The sequence below is a fragment of the Mangrovibacterium sp. genome (genome assembly GCF_041596335.1).
GTDB lineage: Bacteria > Bacteroidota > Bacteroidia > Bacteroidales > Prolixibacteraceae > Mangrovibacterium.
The window spans coordinates 50,232-76,504 of record NZ_JBFHIT010000016.1 but is presented as its reverse complement, the minus strand read 5'-3'; the positions used below and the strand labels follow the sequence as shown (position 1 = coordinate 76,504).

Here is a 26,273-nt window from a genome sequence, read left to right as displayed (position 1 = left end):
GCAGCAATAGCCTGGAGAAGTTTTACCACATTGACGGGGATCAGCTGGGGCAGCAGTACAAAGAACATTTAAGCGACTACAATTGCTGGGCACAGCGGCCTCATGCCGATGCCTGGATGATTTTCCCTGAGAATATTGGCAGTCATTTAAGCATTGATGAGACCTCCCTGTCCAACGGAGAATTGTATACTATCCTTACCAACAAAGCCGCGAAGGGCAAAAAAGGGGTGCTGGTTGCTATGGTCAAAGGCACCAAAGCCGAAGATGTTATTGAAGTTTTAAATACCATCCCGCTCAGGCAGCGTCGAAAAGTCAAAGAGATTACTCTTGATATGGCTAATTCGATGGGGCAAATCGTCAGGCAATGTTTTCCTAAGGCAACTCGTGTTATTGACCGTTTTCATGTTCAAAAGCTTGCCCTTGATGCCTTGCAGGAAATACGCATAAAACACCGATGGGATGCCCTTGATGAAGAAACCAACAACAGGGACAATGCCAAATGGGATAATAAAATCTACACTCCGTTTCGGTTTGACAATGGGGACACAAAAAAACAATTGCTGGCCCGTAGCAGATACCTGTTATTTAAATCTGCGGAAAAATGGAGCCCATCTCAAAAGCAAAGAGCCAAAATCCTTTTCGCTCAGTATCCTGATATAAAGAAAGCATATGACCTGGTTCATGACTTAAGACTGATCTTCTCCAAAACAAAAGATAAAGCTGTAGCATACACCAAACTTGCACATTGGTACAACAAAGTTACCGACTCGGGTTTTCGTTCGTTTAACTCCATATCAGCCACTATTCATACACACTACAAAGAGATCCTGAACTTCTTTGAAAATCGGAGTACCAATGCGTCTGCCGAATCTTTCAATGCTAAACTTAAAGCCTTCAGAGCTGCATTAAGAGGAGTTAGTGATATTAAATATTTTCTGTACAGAGTCGCTAAAATTTATGCGTGAAAAAATCACACTCCACCGGCTTTTCAATGTGAGCCTATTTTACTCAGAATGATTCAGTGAAGGCATTTTGCCGTAGACATCAGATTGAAAAAGATGATGACTTCTTAGCTTTGTTTAAAGTTACCGGATGGCGGCGAAAGTCGTACGATATGGAGTTTATTTTATTAGACAAGAAGTGAATGTATAGATGGAGAGCGTGACCAGCTCGTTTTTCACGGATATTCATCCATTTGGTCGATCGACAAATCAACGGGTGAACACTCAAAATGGTAGATCACCTTGGAAATTTGCATCAGTAAGTTGCGCGTGCTCGATTCGGACTTTTCGGAAATTCTGATCCATTTCACACCACTTTTGACATGCATAAAAACAAGAAAGCCTATAAATCAACTGATTTATAGGCTTCTGGTGGAATTCAAACTCCGTTCTAAGTCGGGATACCAGGATTCGAACCTGGGACCCCCTGCTCCCAAAGCAGGTGCGCTAGCCGGGCTGCGCTACATCCCGATTTATATTGTGGCGGAGAGAGGGGGATTCGAACCCCCGGTACGGTTACCCGTACGGCAGTTTAGCAAACTGCTGGTTTCAGCCACTCACCCATCTCTCCGTTCAAGTAGCTTTACTCTCGCTTTCGTTTCAGTATGTTTTCGATATGTTGACGTTGTCTGCATATCTCCTTTGAACGTGGGTGCAAATATAGAACTAGTTTTCACTTCTGCAAAATAATTAGTGCAAAAAAATAGCTCTTTTTTGTAGTGTTTCTGGTGATTTCCTGAGTTTCAGGAAGTAAGCATTTTAATTTTTTTTTTGGTCGTTCTACGTTGGTAAATCCAGAAAGTTCTAGCCGGGTTTTTACCGTTTTTCCGATGTGTTTAGTAATCAGGAAGATATTTGGGAATGTTATAAAAACATCGATTTTGCTTGGAGTAAATGGCATTTGCTCCTATCTTTGACCTAGCAAACGTTCTAACACAAGATATTTCCGCATTAATTCATTATTGGCAAATTCAACAGTTTACATTAAACCGAGAAAGCTTTTGGAATGCAAAGACAGGCCTTGTAGTTCTGAGTAATCAGGATGAGTAGTTCACTACCGATGGAAGTCTGACCGTTTCGGCACTCAAATCCTGTAGTTCAGGGATTTTGCGCAATCGAATTGATGCGGATTTTTTATGCTTTTTTGTGAATCTTACTTTGAATGAAGAAATAGAGGGTCAGTAAGATTGAGATAAAGGCAGCGAGCCGGCCAATGAAATCGCCATATTGCGCGTAAAATGTTGTTGTGTCGTTGGTTGTAATTGTATCGCGAATACCGGTCTCCACCCACCATGCTGTTTCTGTTATTACATCGCCACGTTGGTTTACAAAAGCCGAAATACCGGTATTCGCTGATCTGGCGATACTTCTCCGGGTTTCAATCGCTCGAATTTTCGCAATATCCAGATGCTGTCTGTATCCGGACTGGTTGGTTAGCCAGCCGTCATTTGTAATGACTACAAAAACATCAGCACCTTTTTTTACAGATTGACTCATATATTGGCCGAAAAGCGATTCGAAACAAATTACCGGCCCAATTGCAGGGGTGGTTTTAAAAATTGTTGATTCCGAATCTGCTCCAAGGCTCCCGGTTGTTCCTCCTAAATTCAAACTGTATGATTTCAAAAACGAAAAGTATCGCTCGAAAGGCATTTTTTCGACTCCTGCCACCAATATGCTTTTGTGATAGACCTGGGGGATTTGATTACTGCTAATTAAGATTGCCGAATTGTATAATACGTACCAGCAATTTTTTATGCTGTCTAAACGGGCGGCCGATGGCCTGTCTCCATCTATAGGGAAATCTTTTCTGGTTATTGCACCAAGTATAAAACTTAGTTGTGTGTTATTCGTTCGGGTCAAAAATGCCTGTATAAAGTCATTATTGATCAGTTGATCTTCGTCCAATTGAGGCAAACAGGTTTCTGGGCCGATAACAAAACGGGTGTTTGGTCCGATTAACGAGTCGCTTAGCAGGATGATCTTTTCTACCTGATCTTCGGCTGACATGCCTGAGAATTTCTCGGTAAACGGGTCAATGTTTGGTTGTAGTAGTACCATTTCAACCGCATCACCCTGCTCAGCGTAGTTTTCATAGCGATTAAGAGACCACCAAGTCGGAAAAGCAACAACTAAAAACCAAAACATTCCCTTTCTTATAGCCAACGCGAATTGCTTCGATCGTATTTTATTCCAAATTGCAAACAGAATGAGGTTTGAGATAAGTATCCACAAGCTTCCTCCCAACATTCCGGTGTATTCGTACCATTGAATTAGTTTGTGCTCGCTTGCCAGGCCGTTTCCAAGGCATAGCCAGGGCCATTCAATTTCCCAACGGTGGTGGCAATACTCGAAGGCTAGCCAAATGGCTGCAAAGCCAATGGACGCAAGGGAAGTGGAGAATTTCACCTTCATTTGATGATATAACCACCAAATATAGGCCATGATCATCGAGTTCAGAACTGAAAGAGAAATAATGCCTGAAAGCGTGACTTTAACCACCCACCATACAGTGAATAGATGCCACAGCCAGAAGCATAAAAACAGATAGTTAAAGAGTAAAAAGGGATTGTTGTTTCTGGTTTTACTCAGGTCGTCTTCCAGTATAAATAGCGGAAGAAATGCAAATAACATACTCCAGGCCGGAAATATACCAAGCCAGGGAAGGCTAAGCAAAAAAGCTCCGGCAACAGCATATGAAATGTGTCTTAGACATGGTTTCATGTTTTACTGTGCACATTGTATTTCGGCAGCGACATGGCGACTGGCGGTTCTTTTCCTGACTGGTCAAAAATGAAATCAATACGGCCCAGAACCATTCCTCCCCAGCCAACCTGATTGATTAAAACCGGTTTTCCAAGTGCATTGGTTAGCTGGATGGGTTCGTCCATGAATGTATGGGTGTGCCCGCCTAAAATCAGGTCGGTATATTTTGTTGAGGGAGCCAATGTTTTGTCCGAAATTTTTGCCGATTTATATTCCAGGCCAAGGTGCGACAGGCAAATAATCAAATTGCACTTTTTTTCCAGCTTCAAGTACGTTTCCATTTCGAGGGCTGTTTCAACCGGATCGTTGTAGGTCGTATCTTCGTAGTTTTGTTTGGTTACCAATCCGTCTAGTTCAATGCCAAGTCCGTACACGCCAATTTTAATACCTTTCTTGCGGAAAATAACAGTGCGATTAAAGCGGTCGTAGAGCTTTGTTTGGGAGAAATCGTAATTGCTGTTGACAAATGGAAAATTAGCGTAGTCCAGTGCTTTGTTTATCGCGTCAAGCCCGTTGTCAAATTCATGATTGCCAAGAGTCGAGGCATTGTAGCCGATTTCCGACATCACTTTCAAGATAAGCTCACCTTTGTGGTAGTTAAAATAGGGAGTCCCCTGAAACATGTCACCCGAATCAAGCAGGAGGACATTTTCTTGCTGTTGCCTGATTTGTTTAACCAGTGATGATAGACGGGCCATGCCACCGCGACCGGCATAATTGGGATCGGTTGGCGAGAAAGGATCGATGTGGCAGTGGATATCATTGGTGTGCAAAACGGTGAGTTGTAACAAACTATTGTCGGCAAAAACCGATTGAGGTAGATTTGTGAATGCGATACCTGCCGATAATCCGGCCAGCTGTCTAATAAATTTCCTTCTGTTATTCATTCCGAATCCTCCCGTCAAGTTTTGGTGAAATAATTTTACCGGCATCGAAATCATTTCGCATATGATTGATAAAGCAATCCCTCAGTTTTATTCCCGTATTGATAATCATTCTCCGATTCTGAAACATCGTCATATTGTCGCCACCATTTGCAACGTAATCGTTGGTTACAATCCAGTATTCAGCTGTGGGTACGACTGGTTTGCCGTTGGTTTTTAACGACAACAGATGACCATCCTTAATGATCAGTTGCATTCCGGCGACACTTTCACCGCCACGCATGGCAATTACTTCTGCCATTTTCAACAAATCTTCTCCTTTCATCTTCAGAATGACCATTTCATTCTCAAAAGGCATTAATTCGTAAATTTTACCAACAGTTATTTTCCCTTTGGGCAGGTCGGTTCGCAGCCCTCCGTTATTGAGGTAGGCCATTTCCGGAATCGGTTGTCCCTGATATCTCGATCCATACATTTGCCCTTCATATAAAAGAATGTCAGCCAGGTAGTTAGTTAGTAGGCTTTCCGGTTTCCTTTTCACCAATTCTACGTCACTTTCTGCAATTACCTCATTCATTTCACGATCAATTTCAGCAGCATACGGTTGCACGAAATTGACAATTGAAGAGTCAATCGTTGAAATGTTTTGATAATTTGGAATATTATGACCTTTGAAATCATGAACAATCAAATTAGATTTACATGACGATAAGACGAATAGAATGCTGATGACAAAAATAATCTTGTGCATGTGGTTTTATTGTGTTCAACTGAGAAATTAAATTGTTTAAAGAATCCGAAAAATCCGGGATTTTTTTAAACTTTCCAACAATGGCCGTGGTTTTTATGGAAACAAATGACTACATGAAAGAGTTAAAGATAAAGTTTTTCGCAACTAGTTTGTATAAAATATTTGCAATCGTATCGTTAATTATCCTGTCGTTGCAGGTTTTGCGCGCGCAGGATTACCCAACTGTTAAAGCTGAGCGGGGAGACGGAATTTATTCCATCCTGAAACGCCATAACTTATCTCCGGGTGAATATCTTAATCCGTTTATTGAGCTGAATAAAGATAAGTTGGGTAAAAACAATTCGGTATTTGTAGGGCAAAGCTATCGGTTGCCGGTTGCCGGTACAACTGGAGGAAGCAACGAGCCAGCTGTTTCGGGTGATGCGGCGGCTAAAGTCTCGTCGGCAGGTGGAAAGATGATGACCAATAGTTTGTATGGCGACAAATACAGTCGATTTTCGGTGGTTGATAATTCACTTGAAGGGGCTGTTTTTTATTTGGTAAGTGGTCATGGTGGCCCCGATCCGGGGGCAATAGGGCATTTGGGGAAAAACTTGCTTTGTGAGGATGAATATGCGTACGATGTAACCCTCCGGCTATCGCGGTCGCTTGAGGAGCACGGAGCCAAGGTTTACATGATTATACAGGATAAAAATGACGGTATTCGCGATGCCAGTATTTTAAGTCCCGACAAGGATGAAGTATGTTACCCGTCATCTTCAATTCCACGGAATCAGACGATGCGGTTGCGGCAACGAACAGATGCGGTCAATAAGTTATATGTTGCGAATAAAGGGAGGTTCCAGCGCCTCGTAATTATTCACGTTGATTCTCGCAGCAAGGGCGAAAACATTGATGTGTTTTTCTATCACGATAAGCAAAGCAATACCGGAAAGAAGCTGGCCTGGAATCTGCAAAAAACCTTCAAGGAAAAATACGACTACTACCAACCTAACCGAGGATATCAGGGGACAGTTTCAATGCGGAATTTGTATGTTTTGAAATACTCGTATCCTGCGGCCGTTTTTATTGAATTGGGGAATATCAATCATACACGCGATCAACAGCGGTTCATGATTGAGAATAACCGTCAAGCGCTGGCGAATTGGCTTTGCGACGGATTAATCAAAGATTTTAAAAACAACAAGTGATGGAACTACCCAGAAACAAAAGCTTGATTTTGTTTGATGGTTATTGTCATTTGTGCAGTGGAACAGTTCGGCGGATAATTAGCCTTGATAAGAATTTCCGCTATTTATTTGCCCCAATTAATGGTGAAGTAGGGCAGAAGTGGCGACACAAACTTAAAATTCCCGAGTCGGTCGATTCAATCATTTTAATTACGAACGATGCCTACTATACACACGATGAGGCGGTGTTGAAAGTAGCCACAGAGATTGGCGGACTGCTAAATGTGCTCAGGATTGGTTATATCCTTCCTTCGTCATGGCGTTTCAGAATTTACGGGTTAGTTGCGCGAAACCGTTTTTCCTGGTTTGGGCATCGTCGCACCTGCTTTCTTCCGAATGAAAAACAACGGGCACGTTTCCTCCTTTGAAACCCTAAAATTCCGGATCGTACTTTGTTTTTCAATAAGGAACGCTAGAGGTCAAACTTTCCGGCCTCGTGTTGTTTGTAGCGGGCAGCCAAATGCGCTACAAGCTTGCTGATGTGCAACGTTGCCTGTTCTGTTCCGGGAGTAATCGTTTTATCCTGAAGTTTCAGAAGCATAATGGCGTACAGCGATTGCAGGGCAACCTGAACATCGTGCGCGTCTACATCGTTGCTTTTTAACCGAAATTCATCGAGCAACGGCTTAGCCACCTGATAGAGAGCATGGTAGCCCGGGTCGTTGGGAGACTGCACCAATTGCAGATGGAATCGGTTCAGATCGTCGGTGACATTTTTTATCGCTTGAATATGTCCTTTCTGAGTCACTTGCTCCTTTTGCATCATCAGGATCATATTCTTATAATATTGGTAGATGTCAAGGCGAGTGTTATCGTCAATGTTGAATTGAGAAACCAAGGTTGCCCCGATTTTATCAAGATCAAATTCGAGTGCCCTGAACAGGTCTTCCAGTTGCCAGATGTACAGAATGTACTCCGCAATATTTGTTCTCCTTTTTTCTTTTGCAATCAGCATAATTACCGTTCAAATATGGTGGTTAATAAATCGAAATTCCGGTTCGTCCGAAATGGGGTGGTCGTTACAGTTGATTCGTTTTTAAAACTATTCAGCAGGAATAGTGGGGCGCTGGTGTTATTTTAATTTGATGTCGATACAAATGCAACCGGCAAATTAGTAAAAAAGAGCGCTAATTTAGAGGTTGTGGAAATCTGGTCTTTATCGACTATCGTTTGTTTACTCCCAATCCGAATCAAAATCGTAATCATCAGTTGTAAAGAAATCGTCCAAATCACGCCGTTCCTTTTTGGTTGGTCTTCCGGTACCCCGGTCGCGTTGCAGATTAAGCATGTGTTTCTGCATTTCCAAAATCTCCAGTTCCTCTTTTGGAGTTACATCCAGAACAAAATCAGCGACGAGTTTCGGGCCAACGCGTTTCTCAATCAGCCCCAAAACTTTAAAACTGTAGGTGACAGGTGCTTTTTTTATTTGCACAATGTCGTTCATCTTTACCATCCGCGATGGTTTTACCTGCACCTTGTCGATCACCACACGACCTTTTTTGCAAGCTTCGGTTGCCTGGCTTCGGGTTTTGAAAAGCCTGACAGCCCAAAGCCATTTATCAACTCGTACTTGCTTGTCCATTATTTTCGTTTATTGAATTCATTCATTGTTCTGGCGACTCCAATGGTGCCAAAGCTTTTAATAATCTCAATAGACGTGTCTATTTTCAAGGGTAAATCCAGAAGTTCCTCTTTTCCCCATTCTCCAAGTACGTAGTTCACCTGTTGACCTCTGTGGAAATCGTCACCGATGCCAAACCGAAGGCGTGCATAATCATTTCTGGCCAGCGTTTCCTGAATGCTTTTTAGCCCGTTATGACCGGCATCGCCGCCTTTAGAGCGCAGTCGAAGTGTTCCAAAAGGAAGGGCCAAATCATCGGTCAGAACCAGTAGGTTCTCGACCGGTATTTTCTCTTCTTTTAGCCAATAGCTTACTGCTTTTCCACTTAAATTCATGTAGGTGGTTGGCTTTAGCAAGATATATGTCCGGGCTTTGAATTTGAATTCGGCAACATAGCCGTAACGGCGGTCGCTAAAAACAATATTGGACGCATCGGCTAGAGCGTCCAATATTTTAAACCCGATGTTGTGCCGGGTGTTTTCGTATTCTTTACCCGGATTTCCTAATCCAGTTATCAGATATTTCATTAATCCAATGTATCAGTTTGTTCTTAAATTGATACCTCGCAGTTAAGCTGCGAATAGAATCAGTTTAATTACTTTTTCTTTGCAGGCGTAGCAGCTGCAGCAGCGTTCATTGCAGCACGTGCAGCACGTGTTACCATGATTGTTACAACAGGAATCGATGGAGAGTTCATGATCTCCAGATTTTCAACTTTAACCTGGTTTACTTTTACACTTTGTCCTAATTCCAATTCATCGATGTTGATTGTGATTGAATCAGGAATGTGTGCAGCCAAACCTTTAACTTTCAAGCGACGAAGGTTCAATTTCATTTTACCCCCTTCACGCATACCTTTCGCGTAACCTTCAACTTTTACCGGTACTTCAATTTTAATCGGTTTGTCTTCTTGAACTTTCAAAAAGTCAACGTGAAGAATTTTTTCTTCAACCGGGTGGAATTGAATATCCTGCATGATTGCTTTTGATTCTTTTCCTGCGATATTCAGGTCAATCAGATACACGTTTGGTGTGTAAATAACTTTACGAAACTCGGCAGCATCAGCTTTGAAGTGGATTGGCTCTTCAGCACCGTAAAGTACACAAGGTACTTTGCTTTCGTTTCTTAATTTTTTTGCGTCTTTTTTACCAATGGCTTCTCTGATTTCGCCATTAATTGCTAATGATTTCATTTTTTTGAATCTTTAATTAATAATTATGGTACTCAGTCCTCCCTTTTCGTTGAAAGGGCAAACAGCATACATAACTTCATGCCGTACGGAAAAAGCGGTGCAAAGATATAAAATTACTTGAAAAACAAGTTGCTGATTGACTCATTTTTATAGACTCGCTTGATGGCTTCTCCGAAGGCGTCGGCTACAGAAATGTATTTAATTTTTGATGATTCTCTTTTTGGTGGAATTGAATCGGTGAAATAAACCTCTTGCAAGGCTGAGTTTTCAATTCGGTCGTATGCCGGTTCCGAAAGCAGTCCGTGAGCCGCGAATGCCCGAACTGAATTGGCTCCTTCTTTGATCATCAAACTGGCTGCTTTTGTAATTGTTCCAGCTGTGTCAATCAAGTCGTCAACCAAAATCACATCTTTATCCCGAACGTCTCCAATCAGGGTCATGCTGCCAACAACGTTTGCTTTTGCACGTGATTTGTGGCAAATAACCATGTCGGTTCCCAACATCTTTGCGTAGGTATTGGCGCGTTTTGTTCCTCCCACATCGGGTGACGCGATGACAACATCACGCAATCCCATTTTTTGGATGAAAGGAATAAACAGGGCCGAAGCAAAAAGATGATCGACAGGAACGTTGAAAAATCCCTGAATCTGGTCAGCGTGCAGGTCCATGGTAATTACACGATCAACACCAGCTGCAGATAACAAGTCGGCAACCAGTTTAGCACCAATTGATACACGGGGCTTGTCTTTGCGATCCTGACGGGCAAATCCAAAATATGGGAGAACAGCAATGATTTTATACGCCGATGCGCGTTTGGCGGCATCAATCATCAGAAGTAACTCAAGGAGATTGTCGCCTGGAGGAAAAGTTGATTGTACAATAAATACATGCGATCCACGGATGGTTTCCTCGTAACATGGCTCAAATTCGCCATCGGCAAAAACAGGGCAGCTTGATTTGCCCAAATCTACGCCAACACTGTTGCAAATTTTTGATGTTAAGTATGTTGTAGCTGTTCCGGTGAAAATTTTGAGGGGTTTTTTGTTTCCCATATTTACGTTTTTAATTAAGTGCGATGGAGATGGCCGCAAAGGTAAAAAAAAGTTCAAAGTTTCATTAAAAATTAAACTTCAACTTTGGCTTTTTGTGCCATCGGTGGTTTGCCGGCCTGTCGAACCAGCGCATTTTCAATTGTTCAGTTTCGGATCTGTATCAGCGATAAACTGAAGAATTTCCTCTTTTCCCATGCCGGTTTCAGCCGAACTTACGATAATGGGAGGGAGTTCCTCCCAGGTTTTCAGCAGCTCTTTTTTATAACTGGCAACATTGCTTGAGAGTTGGTTTCGCCCCAGTTTGTCACCTTTGGTGAATATCAGCATAAAAGGGATTTGTTTTTCGCCCAGCCATTCAATGAACTCTTTGTCAATTGTTTGTGGTTCATGTCGGCAGTCGATCAACACAAACAGGCAGTACAGGTTTTCGCGATTGATGATGTAATCTGAAATATAAGCCTGAAACTTATTACGGCTGTTTTTTGAAACTTTCGCATAGCCATATCCGGGCAAATCAACCAAGTACCAATTTTCGTTTATGAGAAAATGGTTGATTAATTGTGTTTTGCCCGGACGGGCTGATGTTTTTGCCAGTTTTTTATGATTGGTCAGCATATTGATGAGGGACGATTTTCCCACATTCGACCGGCCAATAAAGGCGAATTCGGGCATGTCGGCAGGAGGGCATTTCTGCACACTCGAGTTACTCATTAAAAAACGGGCTGTTTTAACTTCCATAATTATAAATGAACTTCTAATACTTTAACATTCGGGCTGAGCGGCTTAAGTTGATATTCATGTATCGATGCCGGAACAAGGATTGTTTCACCTTTAGCTACTGTTTCTTTGAAATTGTCGGTGGTAATTTCGTATTCGCCTTCTACACAAATGTAGATTACGAAGGAATCAAGCGAATAGATATCTTTTGAAATGGTTGTGTCGAATTCCAGAATGCTCGTATTGAAATAGTTGCATTTTACTACTTCGCTACTTTTATTCTTCTCAATTGCATAGTCGGTTTTATAACTGTCGTGGTAAGTGAAGTCGATGGCATCCAGTGCTAATTCGGTATGCAAATCACGTTCATTTCCGTTCGCATCTTTTCGGTCGTAATCGTAAATCCGGTAGGTAACATCTGAGGTTTGCTGAATTTCGGCCACCACAATTCCTTTGCCGATTGCATGAACCCGGCCGGCCGGCATAAAAAATACATCTCCGGCATCAACTTCCACGAAGTTCAAAACGTCCATGATTTCTTTATTCTCTAGCTTTTTTACATAGGTTGCTTTATCAATAGGTTGATTGAACCCGCAATTCAGTTTTGCTCCCTTGTCGGCTTGAAGTACATACCACATTTCTGTTTTACCAAAAGCCTGATGACGTTTTTTCGACATTTCATCGTTTGGGTGTACCTGAACAGACAGGTCGTCGTTGGCATCAATAAATTTGATCAGCAGCGGAAATTCAACACTGAATTTCTCATAAACCTTGTCGCCAACCAGGTCGCCCATGTATATTTCAATTAGTTCTTCCAGATTGTTGCCTGCCAGAAAACCATTGCTTATTTCTGAAATGTTTCCGGTAACTCCGGACAGTTCCCAGCTTTCGCCGCAATTCGGAAGATCTCCGAAATCTTTTCCCAAAGCCGTGCGCAGCTTGTCGCCACCCCAGATCTTTTCGTAGTATTGTGGCTTAAATTTAAGCGGATAAAGGTTTTGCATGATTGTGTTTGTTTTATTTTTAAAATTTATAGTCAACTGCGGCCCGAAGATCGGTGTATTCCTTCACCAATTCCAGTACTTTCAAATGTTCGGGATGAACCCGGTAGATATCTAAGTCTGCTTCATTTTCGAAATGCGACAACAGGCAAAGATCGTATGATTTTGAATCCAATTCGAAATTCGTTCCAACCTCGATGTATTTTAACTGTCCGATTTTACCTTTAAGGTCGAGCAATGCTCTTTTTAGGTGGTTTAATTTTTCTTGCTTCTCGGCAGCAGGATAGGCTTTTAGTTTAAAAAGCACAACGTGATTGATCATGATGGCGTTCGTTTTTTATGGGAAATTTAGTGCGAATTTAATACTTTCAATTCAAGCAGCCATAAAGCTGCCGAATCAATTACCCTTTTTAGAATACATGAATTATCTTTGATCGTAAAAATACACGAAATGATTATTATAGGCATTGCAGGTGGAACCGGATCGGGAAAAACAACCGTAGTAAACAATATTGCCCGGCAGTTCTCGTCTGACGAGGTGGCAATCTTGTCGCAAGATTCCTATTATCGCGACAGTGGGCATTTAACGATGGAGGATCGTCGGTTGCTCAATTTTGACCACCCCGATTCGATCGAGTTCAGCTTGCTGAATCGGCATTTGGAATTGTTGAAAAAGGGACAATCAATTGAGGAGCCTGACTATTCGTACCTGACCTGCACCCGGTCGGGCAAAACCAGAACCGTTGAGCCCCGGCCTGTTGTAATTGTTGAAGGTATTTTGGTGCTATGTAATTCGAGTCTTCGGAAATTGATGGATATTAAAGTCTTTGTTGATTGCGATTCGGATCTGCGACTTTCGCGGGTCATAAAACGCGACACGGTTGAACGGGGGCGCAATTTGCACGAAACCCTACAGCGATATGAAGACACGGTTCGTCCGAGCCACCTTCAGTTTATTGAACCGACTAAACGATTCGCTGACATCATAATTCCTGAAGGTGGAAATAATGAAGTCGCTATACGGATATTGACAAACTTTATCAAACAAATACTCTGACAATGCTTTACAACCTAAATATTGAAGATGTGCTGTTTTTGGATATCGAAACAGTTCCGCAGTATCCCGATTTTAGCGATGTGCCTGAGAAGTTTAAAAAGCTATGGGAAGCCAAGTCGACCTATTTCAGAACCGATGAACAAACACCCGGTGATGTGTATCAGCGAGCTGGCATCTATGCCGAATTTGGCCGTATTGTTTGCATATCGGCAGGCTTTGTCATTCAGAAAGGTGGTGAGCGATTCTATCGGGTGAAATCGTTTTATGATGACGATGAAAAGAAGCTGTTGTCTGGTTTCAATAATATGCTCGACAAGTTTACTTCGAACAGTTCGAAGTGTATTTGTGCACATAACGGGCAGGAGTTTGATTATCCTTATATTGCCCGACGTTCACTGATTCAGGGAGTTCGGTTGCCCCGGTTGCTCAATATTGCAGGAATGAAGCCGTGGGATGTGAAAGATAAACTGATCGATACTCTTCAGCTTTGGAAATTTGGAGATTATAAAAACTATACCTCGTTGAGTTTGCTGTGTGCAGCTTTCGATATTCCCACCCCGAAAGATGATATCGACGGAAGTCAGGTGGCTTCGGTCTATTACCAGGAGAACGATATCGATCGAATTATACGCTATTGCGAGAAGGATACACTTGCCGTAGCAAATCTGCTTTTGCGGTATAAGGGCGAAGACATTATTCAGATGGGAAATATGGAAATTGTGCCCTGAAAAATAAATCCCCGTTTTTGACTTCAATCAAAAACGGGGAGGAAGATCGGGCAACTCAAAGCGTTACTCTGTGTCGCCTGTCGGTATTTTCATCGTTCCGAGATTGGTGAGTTGATAGGCTGAAAGTTCGAAATTTCGGTTGGCATCATTGTCGATGTCGGTTACTTTCATCAAGTTGCGTTCCTTTGTTTTTGTATCCCACGATTCTGATTCCATGATAAAGCCCGCGGGCATTCCGTTGGAATAGCTGGCCGATTTAAAGATGGAACTCATCATGTCTTTGGTGGAAATATCAACATCTTTACTGATCCAAAAATTGGCTTTGGTATCCTCTTCCGGATTATCGTAGTGATATTCGTCGCAGTTGTATCCGAGAATTGATTTTGATTTTCCGGTCTTTTTCAGATAGGCATTGAGGTAAATACTTTCAGGGTCATCGTAATCTTCAACAAAAACAGAATCATTCATTTCGGCGAATGTATTAGGGTCGAATCCGTACACGATACCGGTTTTTTCCTTCTCCTGATTTGCCAGGATGATCATTGCCTTGTTTTTGACATCCATAATAATCAGGCCATTGCCCTCGTTTCCGACATCTCCAGAAATGAATTCGTACGCGAAATTTTTCCCTGCCGGGTTGGCCCAACTAATAAATTCACCTTCGCTTTCCTTTTTGCCAGCTGCATCGTAGGATTCAAAATGCATTTGAAACTTCGATTTGAACTTGTAGCTGTTCTCAATAGGAACCGGCTCTCCTGTCATGCCAATTCCCTTCATGATTTTGCTGAGTCGCTCTTGCTCCCGTGATTCCGATGATTCGCCACGATTAGCTGCCGAGTCACCTTCAAACAGTTCATCTAGGCTTTCGTCGAGTTGCTCGTCCACTTTGTCGTCCACTTTTTGCTCCACTTTTTCATTGACCTTCTTTTCAAGTTTTTTCCCCAGCTTATTTAAAATAGACTGTCCCTGAGCAGTTGGAGTCAGGGCAAGCAGGAATGCTAATGCCAGGCTAAGTCGAATCGCTTTTTTCATTGTTTTTGAGTTTTACTGAAATGAAAAAGCAAGTTACGACATAAAAGCGGTATGTGTCAATAGTTTAGTTCGTTTGAACAGGTAGAGCGAATTGACCGGAAAAGGTAGCAGAATGCTTAAAACTTCATGGCGCGATCCATATCGCGGTTGGCATCTTTTTGTTTCAAAGTCTCCCGTTTGTCGTGTAGTTTTTTCCCCTTGGCCAAGCCTATTTCCAGTTTGGCCAGCCCTCGGTCGTTCAAAAATAACTTCAACGGAACAATGGTCAGGCTGCTTTCTTTCATCTTTTTTTGAAGCTTTTCAAGTTCCTTTTTCGTGAGCAATAATTTTCGGTCGCGACGGGCTTCGTGGTTGTTGATATTTCCAAAGTCGTACTCCGAAATATTCATGTTAACGACATATAGCTCACTTTTCGTAAATCGGCAATACGCTTCAACGATGCTTGCTTTGCTGTTCCGAATTGATTTAATCTCGGTGCCAACCAGCTGGATTCCTGCTACAAATTTCTCCAGAATTTCGTATTCGAAATAAGCTCGTTTATTTTTGATGTTGATATTTGCAGTTTTATGCGCCATAGGGGAAGAGTACCTGAAATAGTTTCCAACTGATAACATTGATCGTTCCGAAGATAAGGACAATCAGCAGAATTGAAAGAATAATAAAACGTGATTGATTGTTTTCCGGAATTTCGAGACAAATTTGGGCTCCTTCAATGAAAAGGTAAAAGCCGTAAAGACCAATAATTCCGAGCACATACAGTGCGGGAAATAAGCCGGTAATCATTGATGCAAGAAGGAATGGAAGCAAGGAATAAGCGACCACGTTGTTTAGGGTTGTTTTATGCTCCGTTCCTTTGAAATTAGAAAGTAATCGGCCTAAAATTAAAACTGTAACAGCGTATTGAAGCAGGTAGCTCAAGGACTCGCGCAATGCTTTTGAGACGGCATACGACCACAGAAACTCTCTGTTCCAGAAAACTTCACCCAAAAACTCGCTAAGGCCAACCAAAACCACCATCGGTAAGAAGAATGTGACGACAACCGAATCCGGAAATCCTCCAACTAATTTCTTTTTCCAAAAGTTTTTCGGGGCGATTATCATTGCGCTTGATTCCTGAAATAGCCAATTGATTTGTGCTTTAAAATCCATATTTCGTTAATTTGCGCTACAAAAATACATTATTTTGTAAATCTCAACGATCAATCCATATGTCTGACTTAAAATATCAAATGCTGACGATTTTGGGACCCACTGCGTCCGGTAAAACAACTGTTGGTGCGCATGCTGCGCAAATGCTTGACGGGGAGGTGATTTCAGCGGATTCGCGACAGGTATACCGGGGAATGGATTTGGGAACCGGAAAGGATTATGCCGATTACACTGTCGACGGAATTCAAATCCCATATCACTTGATTGATATTGTGGATGCCGGCTACGAGTATAATGTGTTTGAATATCAAAACGATTTTTTGAACGTTCATGCAGATGTTTGTTCGCGGGGGAAGTTTCCGGTATTGTGTGGTGGCAGCGGATTGTATCTGGAAGCCGTGCTGAAAAATTATAGGTTGATACAAGTTCCGCTAAACGAGGATTTGCGGACTGAGCTGGAGTCTAAAAATTTGGTGGAGTTAACTGAAATTCTGAAATCGTACAAAACGGTTCTGCACAACAATTCGGATATTGAAACTAAAAAGCGGGCTATTCGGGCAATCGAGATTGAAGCTTACTTGGTTGACAATCCGGAGGTCGATCGGAAAATGCCGGAGCTGAACAGCTTGGTGGTTGGGGTTAAGTACGACCGTTTGAGTCGCCGTAGGCGTATTACAGAGCGCCTGACGCAGCGCCTTGACGAGGGAATGCTTAGCGAGGTGCAGACCTTGTTGGATAGCGGATTGACTCCGGAGCAGTTGACCTACTATGGTCTGGAGTACAAATATCTCACCTTGCATTTGACCGGTGAGTTAACCTTCGATGAAATGTTTCGCGGATTGGAAACTGCGATCCATCAGTTTGCCAAACGGCAAATGACTTGGTTCAGGCGAATGGAGCGCCAGGGAACGCAAATTCACTGGCTGGACGGCTATATGCCATTACCGGAAAAGCTGGAGCGTATTAAGGATTGGTTAAGTCGTTAGTTTTCTTTTTGCGCCATTCAATTTCAAATGTGCTCAACTCAGCCTGATCGCTTTCGCGAATCAAAGCCGATTGGTATTTGGTCGCGCTTAACGAATTGCGGGATACGGCCAAATGATCGCCGGGCAATCCTTCTTTCAGGTAATTGATTTCAACAGTCGCTGCTTCGTGTTGGTTTTGAAAATCAACCCCATAGTCATCCAGCACTCGCTCCAGCGCTTTAATGCTGTTGAAATGGTGATTTACATCGATTTCGCTGAATAAAACCGGTTTGTAAACTAAATCGGTGTTCGTTTTTTTTAAACGCAGACGTTTGGGTTCCCGGCAAACATCGTGGCCATTGAATCGGGGAAAGCTTTCTTTTTGGTCTTTCAAAAGGACGATTTTTTTGCTTTCAGTATCTAAAATCAACCATGCTGTATTTCCGGTTAGGATCACCTCGCCATTTTCATTTTTCAAAATAAATTCCCGGTAGGCATACATGCCATCCGTGCCGGCCGACCAAGTGTTTAGGTTGATCTTCTCCTGCCATTTCGGGAACTTTTCAATCTCGACGTACAGCCGCGAGAGTACCCAGAACATTTTTTGCCGTTGCAATAAATCATAGCCCCAATCCATTTTTTGTGCATGTGCCCAGGCTGCTTCGAGCATAAAGTTGAAAATTGAAGGAACAGTTGCCTCGGCAAACTGATTGGTTTGGTACGAGTGAATAGGGATGGTTTCAATATAATTGTTCATCTGGCGTGTTTTTGATATCAACAAAATCCACGGAAAAGCACCGACAACGAATGTCGCTTTTCAACAGGCTTTGTGCAAAAATAAATAGTTGGTTGAGCGTAAACTTTTGGACAAATTTATTGTTCAGCTTTGAAAATAAAGAAGCAATACCCATTTTTGCGCAAATATTTTTTCAATGAGTGAAATTTTAATAAAAACTGAAGAGCAAATAGAAGGTATTCGTCAAAGTGGTCAACTTGCTGGTAGTGCATTGGTTATGATTGGCGATTACATTAAGGATGGAGTCGATACGGATTATCTAGATAAATTAATTCACGAATACATTCTGGATCATGGTGCGATTCCGGCAACTTTAGGATATAGTGGATATCCGAAATCATCCTGCATTTCACTCAACGAAGTCGTTTGTCATGGTATTCCGAGCAAGGAAACAGTTTTGAAGCCCGGTGATATTTTGAACATCGATGTTACAACTATTTTGGGAGGTTACTTTGGCGACACCAGCAAGATGTACACCGTTGGTGAAGTCACCAATTCGGCGAAGAAAATTATCGATGTGGCAAAGCATTGTTTGGATCTAGGAATACAACAAGTTCGTCCGGGTAATCAGTTCGGAAATATCGGTTTTGTGATTGGCCGTTACGCTAAAGCCAACCGCTACAGTGTGGTTTACGAGTTTTGCGGGCACGGTGTCGGAATAGATTTCCACGAGGCCCCACAAGTAGATCATATCGCCCGTCGTAATTCAGGGCCAATGATGCAGCCAGGAATGATATTCACCATTGAACCAATGATTAACGAAGGTCGTGCAACTACGAAAGTCGACAAAAACGATGGATGGACAGCCCGTACCAGTGATGGAAAACTTTCGGCCCAATATGAGCATACAATTCTGGTTACACCTGATGGCTTCGAGGTGTTGACTGATGTAACCGGTGAGTACAAATAAATTTTCTTTTTAATTTTTGAATTGGAGGTTGCTGTAAATGACGTATTTTAGTCCCTCAATTCAAATAATGTGAAGCACCTGGTAAAGTACATCAACCTTATAGTCTCTGCTGCAGACTCCAATTCTTACCCTAATTTTGAGGATAAGAAGAAAAGCATATTACTGCATGTTTTTTCCTACTTGTTTTTTTTCGTTTTAATCGGGTTTGTTATATACAATGCGATTGCTGGAGATTATGAGTTTTTGATAGCCAACTCATTGGCGATCATAATAGGAGGTATTCTTTATTATTTATACCGGGAAAGGCAGATGTTGGAATTTGTGACCATGTTTTTTGTGGCAACCATCATGTTGCTAACCACATTCTTCGTTCAAACGGGTGGAATCGATAGAACCGGGTTGTATTTTGCCGTTTTAATTCCCCTGCCTACAATTTTGCTGATTGGTCGACGGAAGGGGCTGGTTATGCTGATGATTTTTGTGAGTGTCAACCTGTTGGGTATTATTCTATTCGAAAGCCAGGATTGGTATCCGAATTACAATATGGAAAAGGGATTCCGTTTGGGGATTGTTTTTTTCCTGATTTCAGTAATGGCCTATTCGAACGAATATGTGTTCGGGTTTCTTTACAATAAAATTAGCCGACTTTCTGACTCACTGATCAAAAGCCAGCAGAGCTACAAGAATTTGGCGGTCAATAAAGAACATTTTGTTTCTATTGTTTCAAATAACCTGAGCGACCATATTGGAAGTTTTGCCGGAATCGCCAATTTGTTGAACGATGAATATGATACTCTGAGAGAAGATCAAAAAAGGGAGCTGATTCGCAGTCTGGCTAACTTCTCGGAGCAAAATTACAGGTTGATGCGCGATTTGGTGAAATGGTCGACCAATGCAACCGGAACAATCGTTTACGAACCGAGAGCTATAAAACTCGAAAAAGTCTATCGCGATGTGATTAGCTTATTCAATCCCCAAATTGAAGAAAAAAAGCTGTCGTTTTTCCTGAAAGCGAAAAGTAATTCAGAGGTATTTGCCGACCCCGATATGGTTGGTGCAATTTTGCGCATTTTGGTTTCAAATGCCATTAAATTTTCGAAAGAAGGTGGTGAAGTGAAGATATATGCAGAGGAAGATGGTGATAATATGCGCATTACCGTTTCGGATACCGGGGTGGGTATGTCTGAAGAGAATTTACTGAGGGTAAATTCCTCGGTAGCGTTTTCAACCCCAGGCACAATGGAGGAAGCAGGAACAGGTATCGGTTTGATTTTAGCAAAAGAATTTCTGCAAAAAAACAGAGGTGCATTTCTTGCTGAAAGTAAACTCGGCGTTGGTACAAAAATTACATTTACCCTACCGCTTGTCGATTAGACAGGCAGTTTATCCGCCGATTCGGCGATTTCCCTTCATGGGCTTTTTCCTGCAACTTTTAGTTATTTGTTGCTTTATCGTTGTTTCAAACGCAAAACGATGCCGTTATCGGAATTGTATGTGCCGCCGACGGTTCCGGCTAGCGCTATTTTAATGGTCATTCGGGATGAAGAATTGCTTGCATAATTACGGTTTTTCGTTTTGGGAGTGAAAAAGCATGAATATTTTTACGATTTGAAGATATTTGAATGATGAATGTTTCAATTTATAAGAATTGCCTTCCTCGATGAAGTTTTTTTAATATCTTTCGCCCCGTAAAATATTGAATGAAAAAGTTACAAGAGTTATCTTTAAAAATCTGATAATGAATCCACAAGCTGAAGAGTTAAATAGAGTTATTCGTGAGAAAAATCCGGTAGTATTCGAATTACTTTCGGACCGCGGGAAAAACATCTTCTTCCCGAAAAAAGGTATTCTTGGTCAAACGGCAGATGCTAAGGGAACCCGGATTAATGCAACAATTGGCGCTGCTGTGGAAGATAACGGTTCTCCTATGCGTTTGGAAAGCCTCGAAAGCCAGATTAATCTGGACCCGTCGTTGGTGTTTCCGTATGCTCCAAGCTTTGGCCGTCCCGATATTCGTGCTCGTTGGAAGAGTATGATTTATGAAAAAAATCCACGGATTGGTGATCAGGTTTTGAGTTTGCCGGTTGTGAGCAACGCCTTAACACATGGTGTGAGCATGGCGGGCTATTTATTTGCTAACGAAGGCGAAAAAATATTGGTGCCGGATTTGTTCTGGGGAAACTACAACTTGATCCTGAGCAATGGTTATGGTGCTGAATTACAGAAGTATAGATTGTTTGATGGCAATAAGCTCGATATGGCTGCTTTTAAAGCAGGAATTGAAGCTGACGGGATTGGCAAGAAAATCATAATCCTGAACTTTCCGAATAACCCGACTGGTTATTCACCAACTATTGCCGAAGCAGCAGAGATAACTAAGATTATAAGAAATGCAGCAGAACAAGGCAATAAATTAGTCGTTCTGTGTGACGATGCCTACTTCGGATTGGTTTATGAAGAGGGGGTAGAGCAAGAAAGTATTTTCGCACAATTGTGCAATCTGCACACCAATGTGTTGGCTGTGAAAATTGATGGACCAACTAAAGAAGACTACGTGTGGGGATTCCGGGTTGGATTTATTACCTATGGAATAAAAGGAGGAGATTCGGATTTTTATGCTGCGATGGAATCAAAAACGGCTGGCGCAGTTCGTGGTAATATTTCAAATGCGTCGAATGTATCGCAGTCGCTGTTGTTGAAAGCATTTGAAGATCCGGCTTATAAAGCACAAAAAGCGGAAAAATTCAATGTTCTGAAAACACGCTACAATGCGGTAAAAGAGGCGTTGAAGGATACAAAATATGCTGAATATTTTCACGCGCTTCCGTATAATTCAGGTTATTTTATGTGCGTTAAATTGGTCGATGGAATCGATGGTGAGACCGTACGCCGAATATTGATTGAAAAGTATAGCATCGGAATCATCAACTTGAATAACGTCATCCGCGTGGCATTTTCGGCAATGGCTGCGTCTGACGCGAAAGAATTGTTCGAGGGAATTTACAACGCCTGTGCCGATTCGAAGAAATAATTTTTGGATTGCAAAATATATGGCTGGGCTGCTTTTCGTTTCGGGAAGCAGCCTTTGTTTTTATAAGCGCTGCAAATGGTTTAACATGAAGAACAATAGGACACCGGCAGCAACCAGAATTAAGATAGGAATTTTCGCGTAGGATGATTTTAGGTGCTGCAGAACCAGACCAATAGTAGCAACAATTCCTAAAAGGGCGATCCCGGCAAAAAAAGTTAACAGGCGGGCTTCGACTGGTGCCGTTGCTCCTTCGGCAACATCGGGAACGACAACCATTCCGCTTTTTATGACCCAAAGCGCAAAAAGCGCCAAAGCGACAAACAAAAGCTCACCCGCAATCTGAAGCCAACGTTTTCGCTCAATCCATGAATAGATAAGCAGTGATATGCCAACGAATAAAATCCATTGAGAGCTGGTGGTCAGGGATAAAAAAATGTGTCGTTCCATTTTTATTGGTTTTCGACAAATGTGTTAATTTTTTAGTAAAGTAAAAAATGGACAAGGGATGGCGCTTTTGTGTACTTTTGGCGATTATTCATTAAAATTCAACCAAATGGTGCTAGATATTGATCCGAAAGCGAAGGGGCTTATTTTTGACTTGGATGGAACAATCTCGGATACGATGCCGATTCATTTTGTTGCCTGGCGTAATGCTGCCGCACGTTACGATATCGACTTTACGGTAGAGCTTTTTAACGCATTGGCGGGCATTCCGCTTTATCCGACTGTTGAGAAATTAAACGAACTTTTCAATAAAAATATCGACCCTCAAGAGATGGGTGACGCTAAAGAGGAAGAATACGAAAGCAACATGCACCTGGCAAAACCAATTGAGCCGGTCGTCGATGTCATTCGAAAATTTCACGGTAAATTGCCAATGGCTGTTGGCACCGGGGGCTTAAAGAGACTGGCTAAAAAGACGCTCGAACTAATCGACCTCGATCAATATTTCGATATCATTGTGGCCTATGAGGATGTAAAGAATTATAAACCTCATCCTGAAACATTTTTACGGTGTGCCGAGTTAATGGGGGTGAGTCCGTCCCTTTGTCAGGTTTTTGAAGATGGGGTATTGGGCATGAAGGCTGCCAAAACAGCTGGTATGATGGTGGTTGACGTAACAAAATATTACAACGTAACGACGGGTAAATAGAACCGAATATGACTAAAAACTGGTTGGTTATTCTCACTTTTTTGTTTCTTGTTTCGTGTCAGAGCCGAAATGAATTTCGACAGGTGACGATTGTTAGCTACAATGTGGAAAATTTGTTCGATACGGAGGATGATCCGCATGTGAATGATAATGAGTTTCTTCCGACGAGCGAGAAAAAATGGACCGGAGATCGGTATGAAAAGAAGTTGAACGACATTGCCCGGGTACTTACCGATATTAGCCCCGATGATTTGCCTGGAATAATTGGCTTGGCTGAGATTGAAAACCGACGTGTTCTGGAAGATCTGGTGCGTATAAAAAGAATGTCTCCGGGAAATTATCAGATTGTTCATCACGATAGCCCGGATCATCGGGGGATTGACGTGGCGTTACTTTATCGCCCGGATAAATTCGAATTTATAACATCTGAAGCGATAGCTGTTAATCCCGGATTTTCGACCCGCGATATTTTATATGTGTACGGGAAAATAAAAAATGAAGATTTCCACTTCTTTGTGAATCACTGGCCATCGCGTATTGGTGGACTGGCAAAAACAGCGCCCCACCGAATGTTTGTAGCCGGAGTTCTTAAACAACGAGTCGATCGGATTTTGACTAAAAACCCGGAAGCCAATGTTGTTATTATGGGCGATATGAACGACGAACCACATAACGAAAGTATGTCAAAAGTACTGGGGGCGGGCATGCCAGACAGTAATTCAAAGTTGGTGAATTTAATGGCTCCTTTCGAGGGGCAAAAGAAGGGAACCTACTGCTACCGAGGCAACTGGAATGTTTTGGATAACTTGGTTGTATCGTCTTCGTTGATGGATGAAAAAGGATTTCGGGTTGTAGCACCAGTCGGGTCAATCTTTCGCGAAGCCTGGATGGAGTACACCGATAAGCAAGGGAAAGTGACCCCAAACCGGACTTATGGCGGACCGAATTACTACGGTGGTGTTTCGGACCACTTTCCGGTTTATTTTGAAATAGAAAAATAGAAATCGACTGGTTTTCAATAGTTGAATTGTTTTACAAAAAAGCTGATTCGAAAATTGAAGACTGGATTTTGGAGTTAAAGAAATGAAAGATCTTAAAGTTGTTGCACCTTATAAACCGATGGGGGATCAACCTGAAGCAATCCGTCAAATTGCCGAAGGTATTGAGCAGGGAGTGCGGTTTCAAACCCTTTTAGGAGTAACCGGATCGGGGAAAACTTTCACGATGGCGAATGTCATTGAAAAGGTGCAGCGACCAACTTTAATTCTTAGCCACAATAAAACCCTGGCTGCTCAATTGTATGGCGAAATGAAACAGTTTTTCCCGGAAAATGCGGTGGAGTACTTTGTTTCGTATTACGACTATTATCAGCCTGAAGCCTATTTACCAACAACGGATACCTACATCGAGAAAGATTTGTCCATTAATCAGGATATTGAGAAACTGCGACTGAGTACAACCTCTGCGCTCTTGTCCGGACGACGGGATGTGGTGGTCGTTTCTTCGGTCTCCTGTCTCTATGGGATCGGTAATCCTCAGGATTTTCATGAAAATGTGACCGAATTATCGGTGGGTGAGGTCGTTAATCGGAATCAGGTTCTGCATAAATTGGTTGACGCGCTGTATTCCCGGAACGAAATCGATTTTCAACGTGGCAATTTCAGGGTGAAAGGGGATACCGTGGATGTGTATTTGGCCTATGCCGACTATGCAGTGCGGTTGGTTTTTTGGGGCGACGAGGTGGAGGAGATTTACAGCTTCGACCCGATAGAGGGCAGCATTATAGAAAAGTTGGATAAAGCGGTTATTTATCCGGCCAATATTTTTGTTACGACGAAGGAGCGGATGCAAAGTTCGATCCGTCAGATACAGGACGATTTGGTGAAGCAGGTTGATTTCTTTCGCGAGATTGGCAAGCCGCTCGAAGCCAAGCGTATTGAAGAGCGCGTTGAATATGACCTTGAAATGATGCGTGAGTTGGGCTACTGCCCGGGGGTCGAAAACTATTCGCGCTATTTTGACGGACGTGATGCCGGTTCAAGACCATTTTGCCTGCTGGATTATTTCCCGGATGATTTTCTGGTTATTCTGGATGAAAGTCATGTTACTGTTCCGCAGATTAGAGCGATGTATGGCGGCGATCATTCCCGCAAGGTGAATTTGGTGGATTACGGATTCCGCTTGCCCGCTGCTATTGATAACCGTCCGTTGAGGTTTGAGGAGTTTGAGTCGATTGTGAGCCAAACGTTGTTTGTGAGTGCCACGCCTGCCGATTACGAATTGGAGAAATCAGAGGGGGTGATTGTCGAACAAATTATTCGTCCAACCGGGCTGCTCGATCCAATTATTGATGTGCGGCCGTCATTGAATCAGATTGACGATTTGATGAACGAAATTCATCTGCGAATTGATAAGAATGAACGGGTTCTGGTAACGACGCTCACCAAGCGCATGTCGGAAGAACTCAGCAAATACCTCCTCAATATGGGGATCAAAACCCGCTATATCCATTCGGACATCGATACCCTGGAGCGGATTGAGATTATGGAAGACCTGCGTCGGGGGGTGTTCAATGTGTTGGTCGGAATCAACCTGTTAAGAGAAGGACTTGATTTGCCGGAAGTTTCGTTGGTTGCGATTATCGATGCTGATAAAGAAGGGTTTCTTCGATCGGAACGTTCGTTGACTCAAACTGCCGGGCGTGCTGCCCGAAACCTGAACGGTCGAGTGATTATGTATGCCGACAAGATCACTAATTCGATGCAAAAAACCATTGACTCGACAAATTATCGCCGTGCCAGACAGTTAAAATACAACGAAGAACATGGAATTACACCACAGGCGATTGTGAAACCAACCCGCGAAATTATTGGTTACGAATATCGGAGTAATAAGTCGCAAACCTATCAGCAGGAAGAAAGACCGCTCGATGTGGCTGCCGATCCGGTTGTGGCTCACATGAGTGTGCCTGCCTTGGAAAAAACCATTGCCAAAACCAAAAAGGAAATGGAAGCAGCAGCCAAAGAACTTGACTTTATTGAGGCGGCTCGTTTACGCGATGAGATGTATCGCTTACAGGAGATTTTGAAAAGCAAGAACTAGAGCAATTATAAAATTGCTGATTTGACCAGATCGGAAAAGTTATTTCGGGAATTTAACCGCCATACTCCAAGCCTGATCTTTGTCGTTGCTCTGCGTTGAGATATTGGTATCTTTGCCTCGGATTTTCCATTGGATT

The 26,273-nt window shown here is 42.4% G+C and carries 28 protein-coding genes and 2 tRNA genes; 12 read left to right on the top strand and 18 right to left on the bottom strand.

Annotation, left to right across the window (positions count from 1 at the left end; all coding sequences use genetic code 11):
• Window positions 1–965: transposase (locus ABZD21_RS07995; protein ID WP_372774206.1), on the top strand; the 965-nt coding region annotated here is incomplete at its 5' end.
• Between the two features lie 432 nt (window positions 966–1,397).
• Here the strand turns inward: ABZD21_RS07995 and ABZD21_RS07990 are convergent.
• The 5 genes from ABZD21_RS07990 to ABZD21_RS07970 all read right to left on the bottom strand — a co-directional run bounded on the left by ABZD21_RS07990 (window position 1,398) and on the right by ABZD21_RS07970 (window position 5,402).
• Window positions 1,398–1,472 (bottom strand) — tRNA-Pro (locus ABZD21_RS07990).
• A gap of 10 nt (window positions 1,473–1,482) precedes the next feature.
• Window positions 1,483–1,572: transfer RNA gene (locus ABZD21_RS07985), tRNA-Ser, on the bottom strand.
• Between the two features lie 563 nt (window positions 1,573–2,135).
• On the bottom strand, window positions 2,136–3,725 hold the full coding sequence (gene lnt / locus ABZD21_RS07980; protein ID WP_372774204.1) for an apolipoprotein N-acyltransferase: 1,590 nt from the start codon (window positions 3,723–3,725) through the stop codon (window positions 2,136–2,138).
• Window positions 3,722–4,654 (bottom strand): bifunctional UDP-sugar hydrolase/5'-nucleotidase, encoded by a 933-nt coding sequence (locus tag ABZD21_RS07975; protein WP_372774202.1) that lies wholly within the window; start codon window positions 4,652–4,654, stop codon window positions 3,722–3,724. The genes lnt and ABZD21_RS07975 overlap by 4 nt, the downstream gene beginning before the upstream one ends.
• Window positions 4,647–5,402, bottom strand: coding sequence for a 5'-nucleotidase C-terminal domain-containing protein (locus ABZD21_RS07970; RefSeq protein ID WP_372774200.1), 756 nt, complete (start codon window positions 5,400–5,402; stop codon window positions 4,647–4,649). The genes ABZD21_RS07975 and ABZD21_RS07970 overlap by 8 nt, the downstream gene beginning before the upstream one ends.
• An 80-nt stretch (window positions 5,403–5,482) precedes the next feature.
• Between ABZD21_RS07970 and ABZD21_RS07965 the strand changes: the two genes are divergently transcribed.
• A complete protein-coding gene (locus tag ABZD21_RS07965; RefSeq protein WP_372774198.1) occupies window positions 5,483–6,592 on the top strand; it encodes an N-acetylmuramoyl-L-alanine amidase in 1,110 nt (369 codons plus the stop codon).
• Complete coding sequence (locus tag ABZD21_RS07960) at window positions 6,592–6,999, top strand: thiol-disulfide oxidoreductase DCC family protein (RefSeq protein WP_372774196.1); 408 nt, start codon at window positions 6,592–6,594, stop codon at window positions 6,997–6,999. Before ABZD21_RS07965 ends, ABZD21_RS07960 begins: the two co-directional genes overlap by 1 nt.
• A 44-nt stretch (window positions 7,000–7,043) precedes the next feature.
• Here ABZD21_RS07960 and ABZD21_RS07955 read toward each other — a convergent pair whose 3' ends face one another.
• The 8 genes from ABZD21_RS07955 to ABZD21_RS07920 form a co-directional block, all read right to left on the bottom strand.
• Window positions 7,044–7,586, bottom strand: coding sequence for a DUF4924 family protein (locus tag ABZD21_RS07955; protein WP_372774194.1), 543 nt, complete (start codon window positions 7,584–7,586; stop codon window positions 7,044–7,046).
• 219 nt (window positions 7,587–7,805) lie between these two features.
• Window positions 7,806–8,213, bottom strand: coding sequence for an RNA-binding S4 domain-containing protein (locus ABZD21_RS07950; RefSeq protein ID WP_372774192.1), 408 nt, complete (start codon window positions 8,211–8,213; stop codon window positions 7,806–7,808).
• Complete coding sequence (gene pth / locus ABZD21_RS07945; RefSeq protein WP_372774190.1) at window positions 8,213–8,779, bottom strand: aminoacyl-tRNA hydrolase; 567 nt, start codon at window positions 8,777–8,779, stop codon at window positions 8,213–8,215. The genes ABZD21_RS07950 and pth overlap by 1 nt, the downstream gene beginning before the upstream one ends.
• 68 nt (window positions 8,780–8,847) lie before the next feature.
• The gene (locus ABZD21_RS07940; RefSeq protein WP_372774188.1) at window positions 8,848–9,444 is read right to left on the bottom strand and encodes a 50S ribosomal protein L25/general stress protein Ctc; all 597 of its coding nucleotides are present in this window, start codon (window positions 9,442–9,444) and stop codon (window positions 8,848–8,850) included.
• A gap of 113 nt (window positions 9,445–9,557) precedes the next feature.
• Window positions 9,558–10,496 carry a ribose-phosphate pyrophosphokinase gene (locus tag ABZD21_RS07935; RefSeq protein WP_372774187.1) on the bottom strand — a complete coding sequence of 313 codons (939 nt, stop codon included), beginning with the start codon at window positions 10,494–10,496 and terminating at the stop codon, window positions 9,558–9,560.
• A 135-nt stretch (window positions 10,497–10,631) separates the two neighbouring features.
• The gene (gene yihA / locus ABZD21_RS07930) at window positions 10,632–11,207 is read right to left on the bottom strand and encodes a ribosome biogenesis GTP-binding protein YihA/YsxC (protein WP_372774185.1); all 576 of its coding nucleotides are present in this window, start codon (window positions 11,205–11,207) and stop codon (window positions 10,632–10,634) included.
• A 29-nt stretch (window positions 11,208–11,236) separates the two neighbouring features.
• Window positions 11,237–12,217 carry a type I phosphomannose isomerase catalytic subunit gene (locus tag ABZD21_RS07925; RefSeq protein WP_372774183.1) on the bottom strand — a complete coding sequence of 327 codons (981 nt, stop codon included), beginning with the start codon at window positions 12,215–12,217 and terminating at the stop codon, window positions 11,237–11,239.
• A gap of 19 nt (window positions 12,218–12,236) precedes the next feature.
• Entirely contained in the window at window positions 12,237–12,536 is a 300-nt protein-coding gene (locus tag ABZD21_RS07920; RefSeq protein WP_372774182.1) for a Dabb family protein, read from the bottom strand.
• Window positions 12,537–12,665: 129 nt separating this feature from the next.
• Between ABZD21_RS07920 and udk the strand changes: the two genes are divergently transcribed.
• Together udk and ABZD21_RS07910 are read left to right on the top strand one after the other, a co-directional pair.
• Window positions 12,666–13,271 (top strand): uridine kinase, encoded by a 606-nt coding sequence (gene udk, locus ABZD21_RS07915; RefSeq protein WP_372774180.1) that lies wholly within the window; start codon window positions 12,666–12,668, stop codon window positions 13,269–13,271.
• Window positions 13,272–13,273: 2 nt separating this feature from the next.
• A complete protein-coding gene (locus tag ABZD21_RS07910) occupies window positions 13,274–13,999 on the top strand; it encodes a ribonuclease H-like domain-containing protein (protein WP_372774178.1) in 726 nt (241 codons plus the stop codon).
• Between the two features lie 63 nt (window positions 14,000–14,062).
• Here ABZD21_RS07910 and ABZD21_RS07905 read toward each other — a convergent pair whose 3' ends face one another.
• From ABZD21_RS07905 to ABZD21_RS07895, 3 genes are all read right to left on the bottom strand, one after another.
• On the bottom strand, window positions 14,063–15,031 hold the full coding sequence (locus ABZD21_RS07905) for a DUF4412 domain-containing protein (protein WP_372774176.1): 969 nt from the start codon (window positions 15,029–15,031) through the stop codon (window positions 14,063–14,065).
• A gap of 116 nt (window positions 15,032–15,147) precedes the next feature.
• Window positions 15,148–15,606, bottom strand: coding sequence for an SsrA-binding protein SmpB (smpB, locus tag ABZD21_RS07900; RefSeq protein ID WP_372774174.1), 459 nt, complete (start codon window positions 15,604–15,606; stop codon window positions 15,148–15,150).
• Complete coding sequence (locus tag ABZD21_RS07895; protein WP_372774172.1) at window positions 15,596–16,180, bottom strand: YIP1 family protein; 585 nt, start codon at window positions 16,178–16,180, stop codon at window positions 15,596–15,598. The genes smpB and ABZD21_RS07895 overlap by 11 nt, the downstream gene beginning before the upstream one ends.
• Before the next feature lie 59 nt (window positions 16,181–16,239).
• On the opposite strand from ABZD21_RS07895, the gene miaA reads away from it, so the two are divergent.
• Window positions 16,240–17,166: a tRNA (adenosine(37)-N6)-dimethylallyltransferase MiaA gene (miaA, locus tag ABZD21_RS07890; protein ID WP_372774171.1), complete on the top strand. Its 927-nt coding sequence runs from the start codon at window positions 16,240–16,242 to the stop codon at window positions 17,164–17,166.
• Here miaA and ABZD21_RS07885 read toward each other — a convergent pair.
• Window positions 17,144–17,902 carry an acyl-[acyl-carrier-protein] thioesterase gene (locus tag ABZD21_RS07885; protein ID WP_372774169.1) on the bottom strand — a complete coding sequence of 253 codons (759 nt, stop codon included), beginning with the start codon at window positions 17,900–17,902 and terminating at the stop codon, window positions 17,144–17,146. The two genes, miaA and ABZD21_RS07885, sit on opposite strands and share 23 nt — an antisense overlap.
• Before the next feature lie 175 nt (window positions 17,903–18,077).
• Here ABZD21_RS07885 and map point away from each other — a divergent pair, with 175 nt between their 5' ends.
• The 3 genes from map to ABZD21_RS07870 all read left to right on the top strand — a co-directional run bounded on the left by map (window position 18,078) and on the right by ABZD21_RS07870 (window position 21,882).
• Window positions 18,078–18,851 carry a type I methionyl aminopeptidase gene (map, locus tag ABZD21_RS07880; protein ID WP_372774168.1) on the top strand — a complete coding sequence of 258 codons (774 nt, stop codon included), beginning with the start codon at window positions 18,078–18,080 and terminating at the stop codon, window positions 18,849–18,851.
• A gap of 69 nt (window positions 18,852–18,920) precedes the next feature.
• A complete protein-coding gene (locus ABZD21_RS07875) occupies window positions 18,921–20,225 on the top strand; it encodes a sensor histidine kinase (RefSeq protein ID WP_372774166.1) in 1,305 nt (434 codons plus the stop codon).
• A 364-nt stretch (window positions 20,226–20,589) separates the two neighbouring features.
• Window positions 20,590–21,882 carry an aminotransferase class I/II-fold pyridoxal phosphate-dependent enzyme gene (locus ABZD21_RS07870; protein WP_372774164.1) on the top strand — a complete coding sequence of 431 codons (1,293 nt, stop codon included), beginning with the start codon at window positions 20,590–20,592 and terminating at the stop codon, window positions 21,880–21,882.
• Window positions 21,883–21,942: 60 nt separating this feature from the next.
• Here the strand turns inward: ABZD21_RS07870 and ABZD21_RS07865 are convergent, their stop codons facing one another.
• Window positions 21,943–22,329, bottom strand: coding sequence for a hypothetical protein (locus ABZD21_RS07865; protein ID WP_372774163.1), 387 nt, complete (start codon window positions 22,327–22,329; stop codon window positions 21,943–21,945).
• A 106-nt stretch (window positions 22,330–22,435) separates the two neighbouring features.
• Between ABZD21_RS07865 and ABZD21_RS07860 the strand changes: the two genes are divergently transcribed.
• The 3 genes from ABZD21_RS07860 (at window position 22,436) to uvrB (ending at window position 26,137) form a co-directional block, all read left to right on the top strand.
• On the top strand, window positions 22,436–23,035 hold the full coding sequence (locus ABZD21_RS07860; RefSeq protein WP_372774162.1) for an HAD family hydrolase: 600 nt from the start codon (window positions 22,436–22,438) through the stop codon (window positions 23,033–23,035).
• Between the two features lie 8 nt (window positions 23,036–23,043).
• Window positions 23,044–24,036, top strand: a complete 993-nt coding sequence (locus ABZD21_RS07855) for an endonuclease/exonuclease/phosphatase family protein (protein WP_372774160.1) — start codon at window positions 23,044–23,046, stop codon at window positions 24,034–24,036.
• An 82-nt stretch (window positions 24,037–24,118) separates the two neighbouring features.
• Window positions 24,119–26,137: an excinuclease ABC subunit UvrB gene (gene uvrB / locus ABZD21_RS07850; RefSeq protein ID WP_372774159.1), complete on the top strand. Its 2,019-nt coding sequence runs from the start codon at window positions 24,119–24,121 to the stop codon at window positions 26,135–26,137.
• Window positions 26,138–26,273 lie beyond the last annotated feature (136 nt).

Coding starts and splice junctions, on each gene's coding strand:
- lnt (WP_372774204.1), bottom strand. CDS start 3,725: ATGAAACCATGTCTAAGACACATTTCATATGCTGTTGCCGGAGCTTTT.
- ABZD21_RS07975 (WP_372774202.1), bottom strand. CDS start 4,654: ATGAATAACAGAAGGAAATTTATTAGACAGCTGGCCGGATTATCGGCA.
- ABZD21_RS07970 (WP_372774200.1), bottom strand. CDS start 5,402: ATGCACAAGATTATTTTTGTCATCAGCATTCTATTCGTCTTATCGTCA.
- ABZD21_RS07965 (WP_372774198.1), top strand. CDS start 5,483: ATGGCCGTGGTTTTTATGGAAACAAATGACTACATGAAAGAGTTAAAG.
- ABZD21_RS07960 (WP_372774196.1), top strand. CDS start 6,592: ATGGAACTACCCAGAAACAAAAGCTTGATTTTGTTTGATGGTTATTGT.
- ABZD21_RS07955 (WP_372774194.1), bottom strand. CDS start 7,586: ATGCTGATTGCAAAAGAAAAAAGGAGAACAAATATTGCGGAGTACATT.
- ABZD21_RS07950 (WP_372774192.1), bottom strand. CDS start 8,213: ATGGACAAGCAAGTACGAGTTGATAAATGGCTTTGGGCTGTCAGGCTT.
- pth (WP_372774190.1), bottom strand. CDS start 8,779: ATGAAATATCTGATAACTGGATTAGGAAATCCGGGTAAAGAATACGAA.
- ABZD21_RS07940 (WP_372774188.1), bottom strand. CDS start 9,444: ATGAAATCATTAGCAATTAATGGCGAAATCAGAGAAGCCATTGGTAAA.
- ABZD21_RS07935 (WP_372774187.1), bottom strand. CDS start 10,496: ATGGGAAACAAAAAACCCCTCAAAATTTTCACCGGAACAGCTACAACA.
- yihA (WP_372774185.1), bottom strand. CDS start 11,207: ATGAGTAACTCGAGTGTGCAGAAATGCCCTCCTGCCGACATGCCCGAA.
- ABZD21_RS07925 (WP_372774183.1), bottom strand. CDS start 12,217: ATGCAAAACCTTTATCCGCTTAAATTTAAGCCACAATACTACGAAAAG.
- ABZD21_RS07920 (WP_372774182.1), bottom strand. CDS start 12,536: ATGATCAATCACGTTGTGCTTTTTAAACTAAAAGCCTATCCTGCTGCC.
- udk (WP_372774180.1), top strand. CDS start 12,666: ATGATTATTATAGGCATTGCAGGTGGAACCGGATCGGGAAAAACAACC.
- ABZD21_RS07910 (WP_372774178.1), top strand. CDS start 13,274: ATGCTTTACAACCTAAATATTGAAGATGTGCTGTTTTTGGATATCGAA.
- ABZD21_RS07905 (WP_372774176.1), bottom strand. CDS start 15,031: ATGAAAAAAGCGATTCGACTTAGCCTGGCATTAGCATTCCTGCTTGCC.
- smpB (WP_372774174.1), bottom strand. CDS start 15,606: ATGGCGCATAAAACTGCAAATATCAACATCAAAAATAAACGAGCTTAT.
- ABZD21_RS07895 (WP_372774172.1), bottom strand. CDS start 16,180: ATGGATTTTAAAGCACAAATCAATTGGCTATTTCAGGAATCAAGCGCA.
- miaA (WP_372774171.1), top strand. CDS start 16,240: ATGTCTGACTTAAAATATCAAATGCTGACGATTTTGGGACCCACTGCG.
- ABZD21_RS07885 (WP_372774169.1), bottom strand. CDS start 17,902: ATGAACAATTATATTGAAACCATCCCTATTCACTCGTACCAAACCAAT.
- map (WP_372774168.1), top strand. CDS start 18,078: ATGAGTGAAATTTTAATAAAAACTGAAGAGCAAATAGAAGGTATTCGT.
- ABZD21_RS07870 (WP_372774164.1), top strand. CDS start 20,590: ATGAATCCACAAGCTGAAGAGTTAAATAGAGTTATTCGTGAGAAAAAT.
- ABZD21_RS07865 (WP_372774163.1), bottom strand. CDS start 22,329: ATGGAACGACACATTTTTTTATCCCTGACCACCAGCTCTCAATGGATT.
- ABZD21_RS07860 (WP_372774162.1), top strand. CDS start 22,436: ATGGTGCTAGATATTGATCCGAAAGCGAAGGGGCTTATTTTTGACTTG.
- ABZD21_RS07855 (WP_372774160.1), top strand. CDS start 23,044: ATGACTAAAAACTGGTTGGTTATTCTCACTTTTTTGTTTCTTGTTTCG.
- uvrB (WP_372774159.1), top strand. CDS start 24,119: ATGAAAGATCTTAAAGTTGTTGCACCTTATAAACCGATGGGGGATCAA.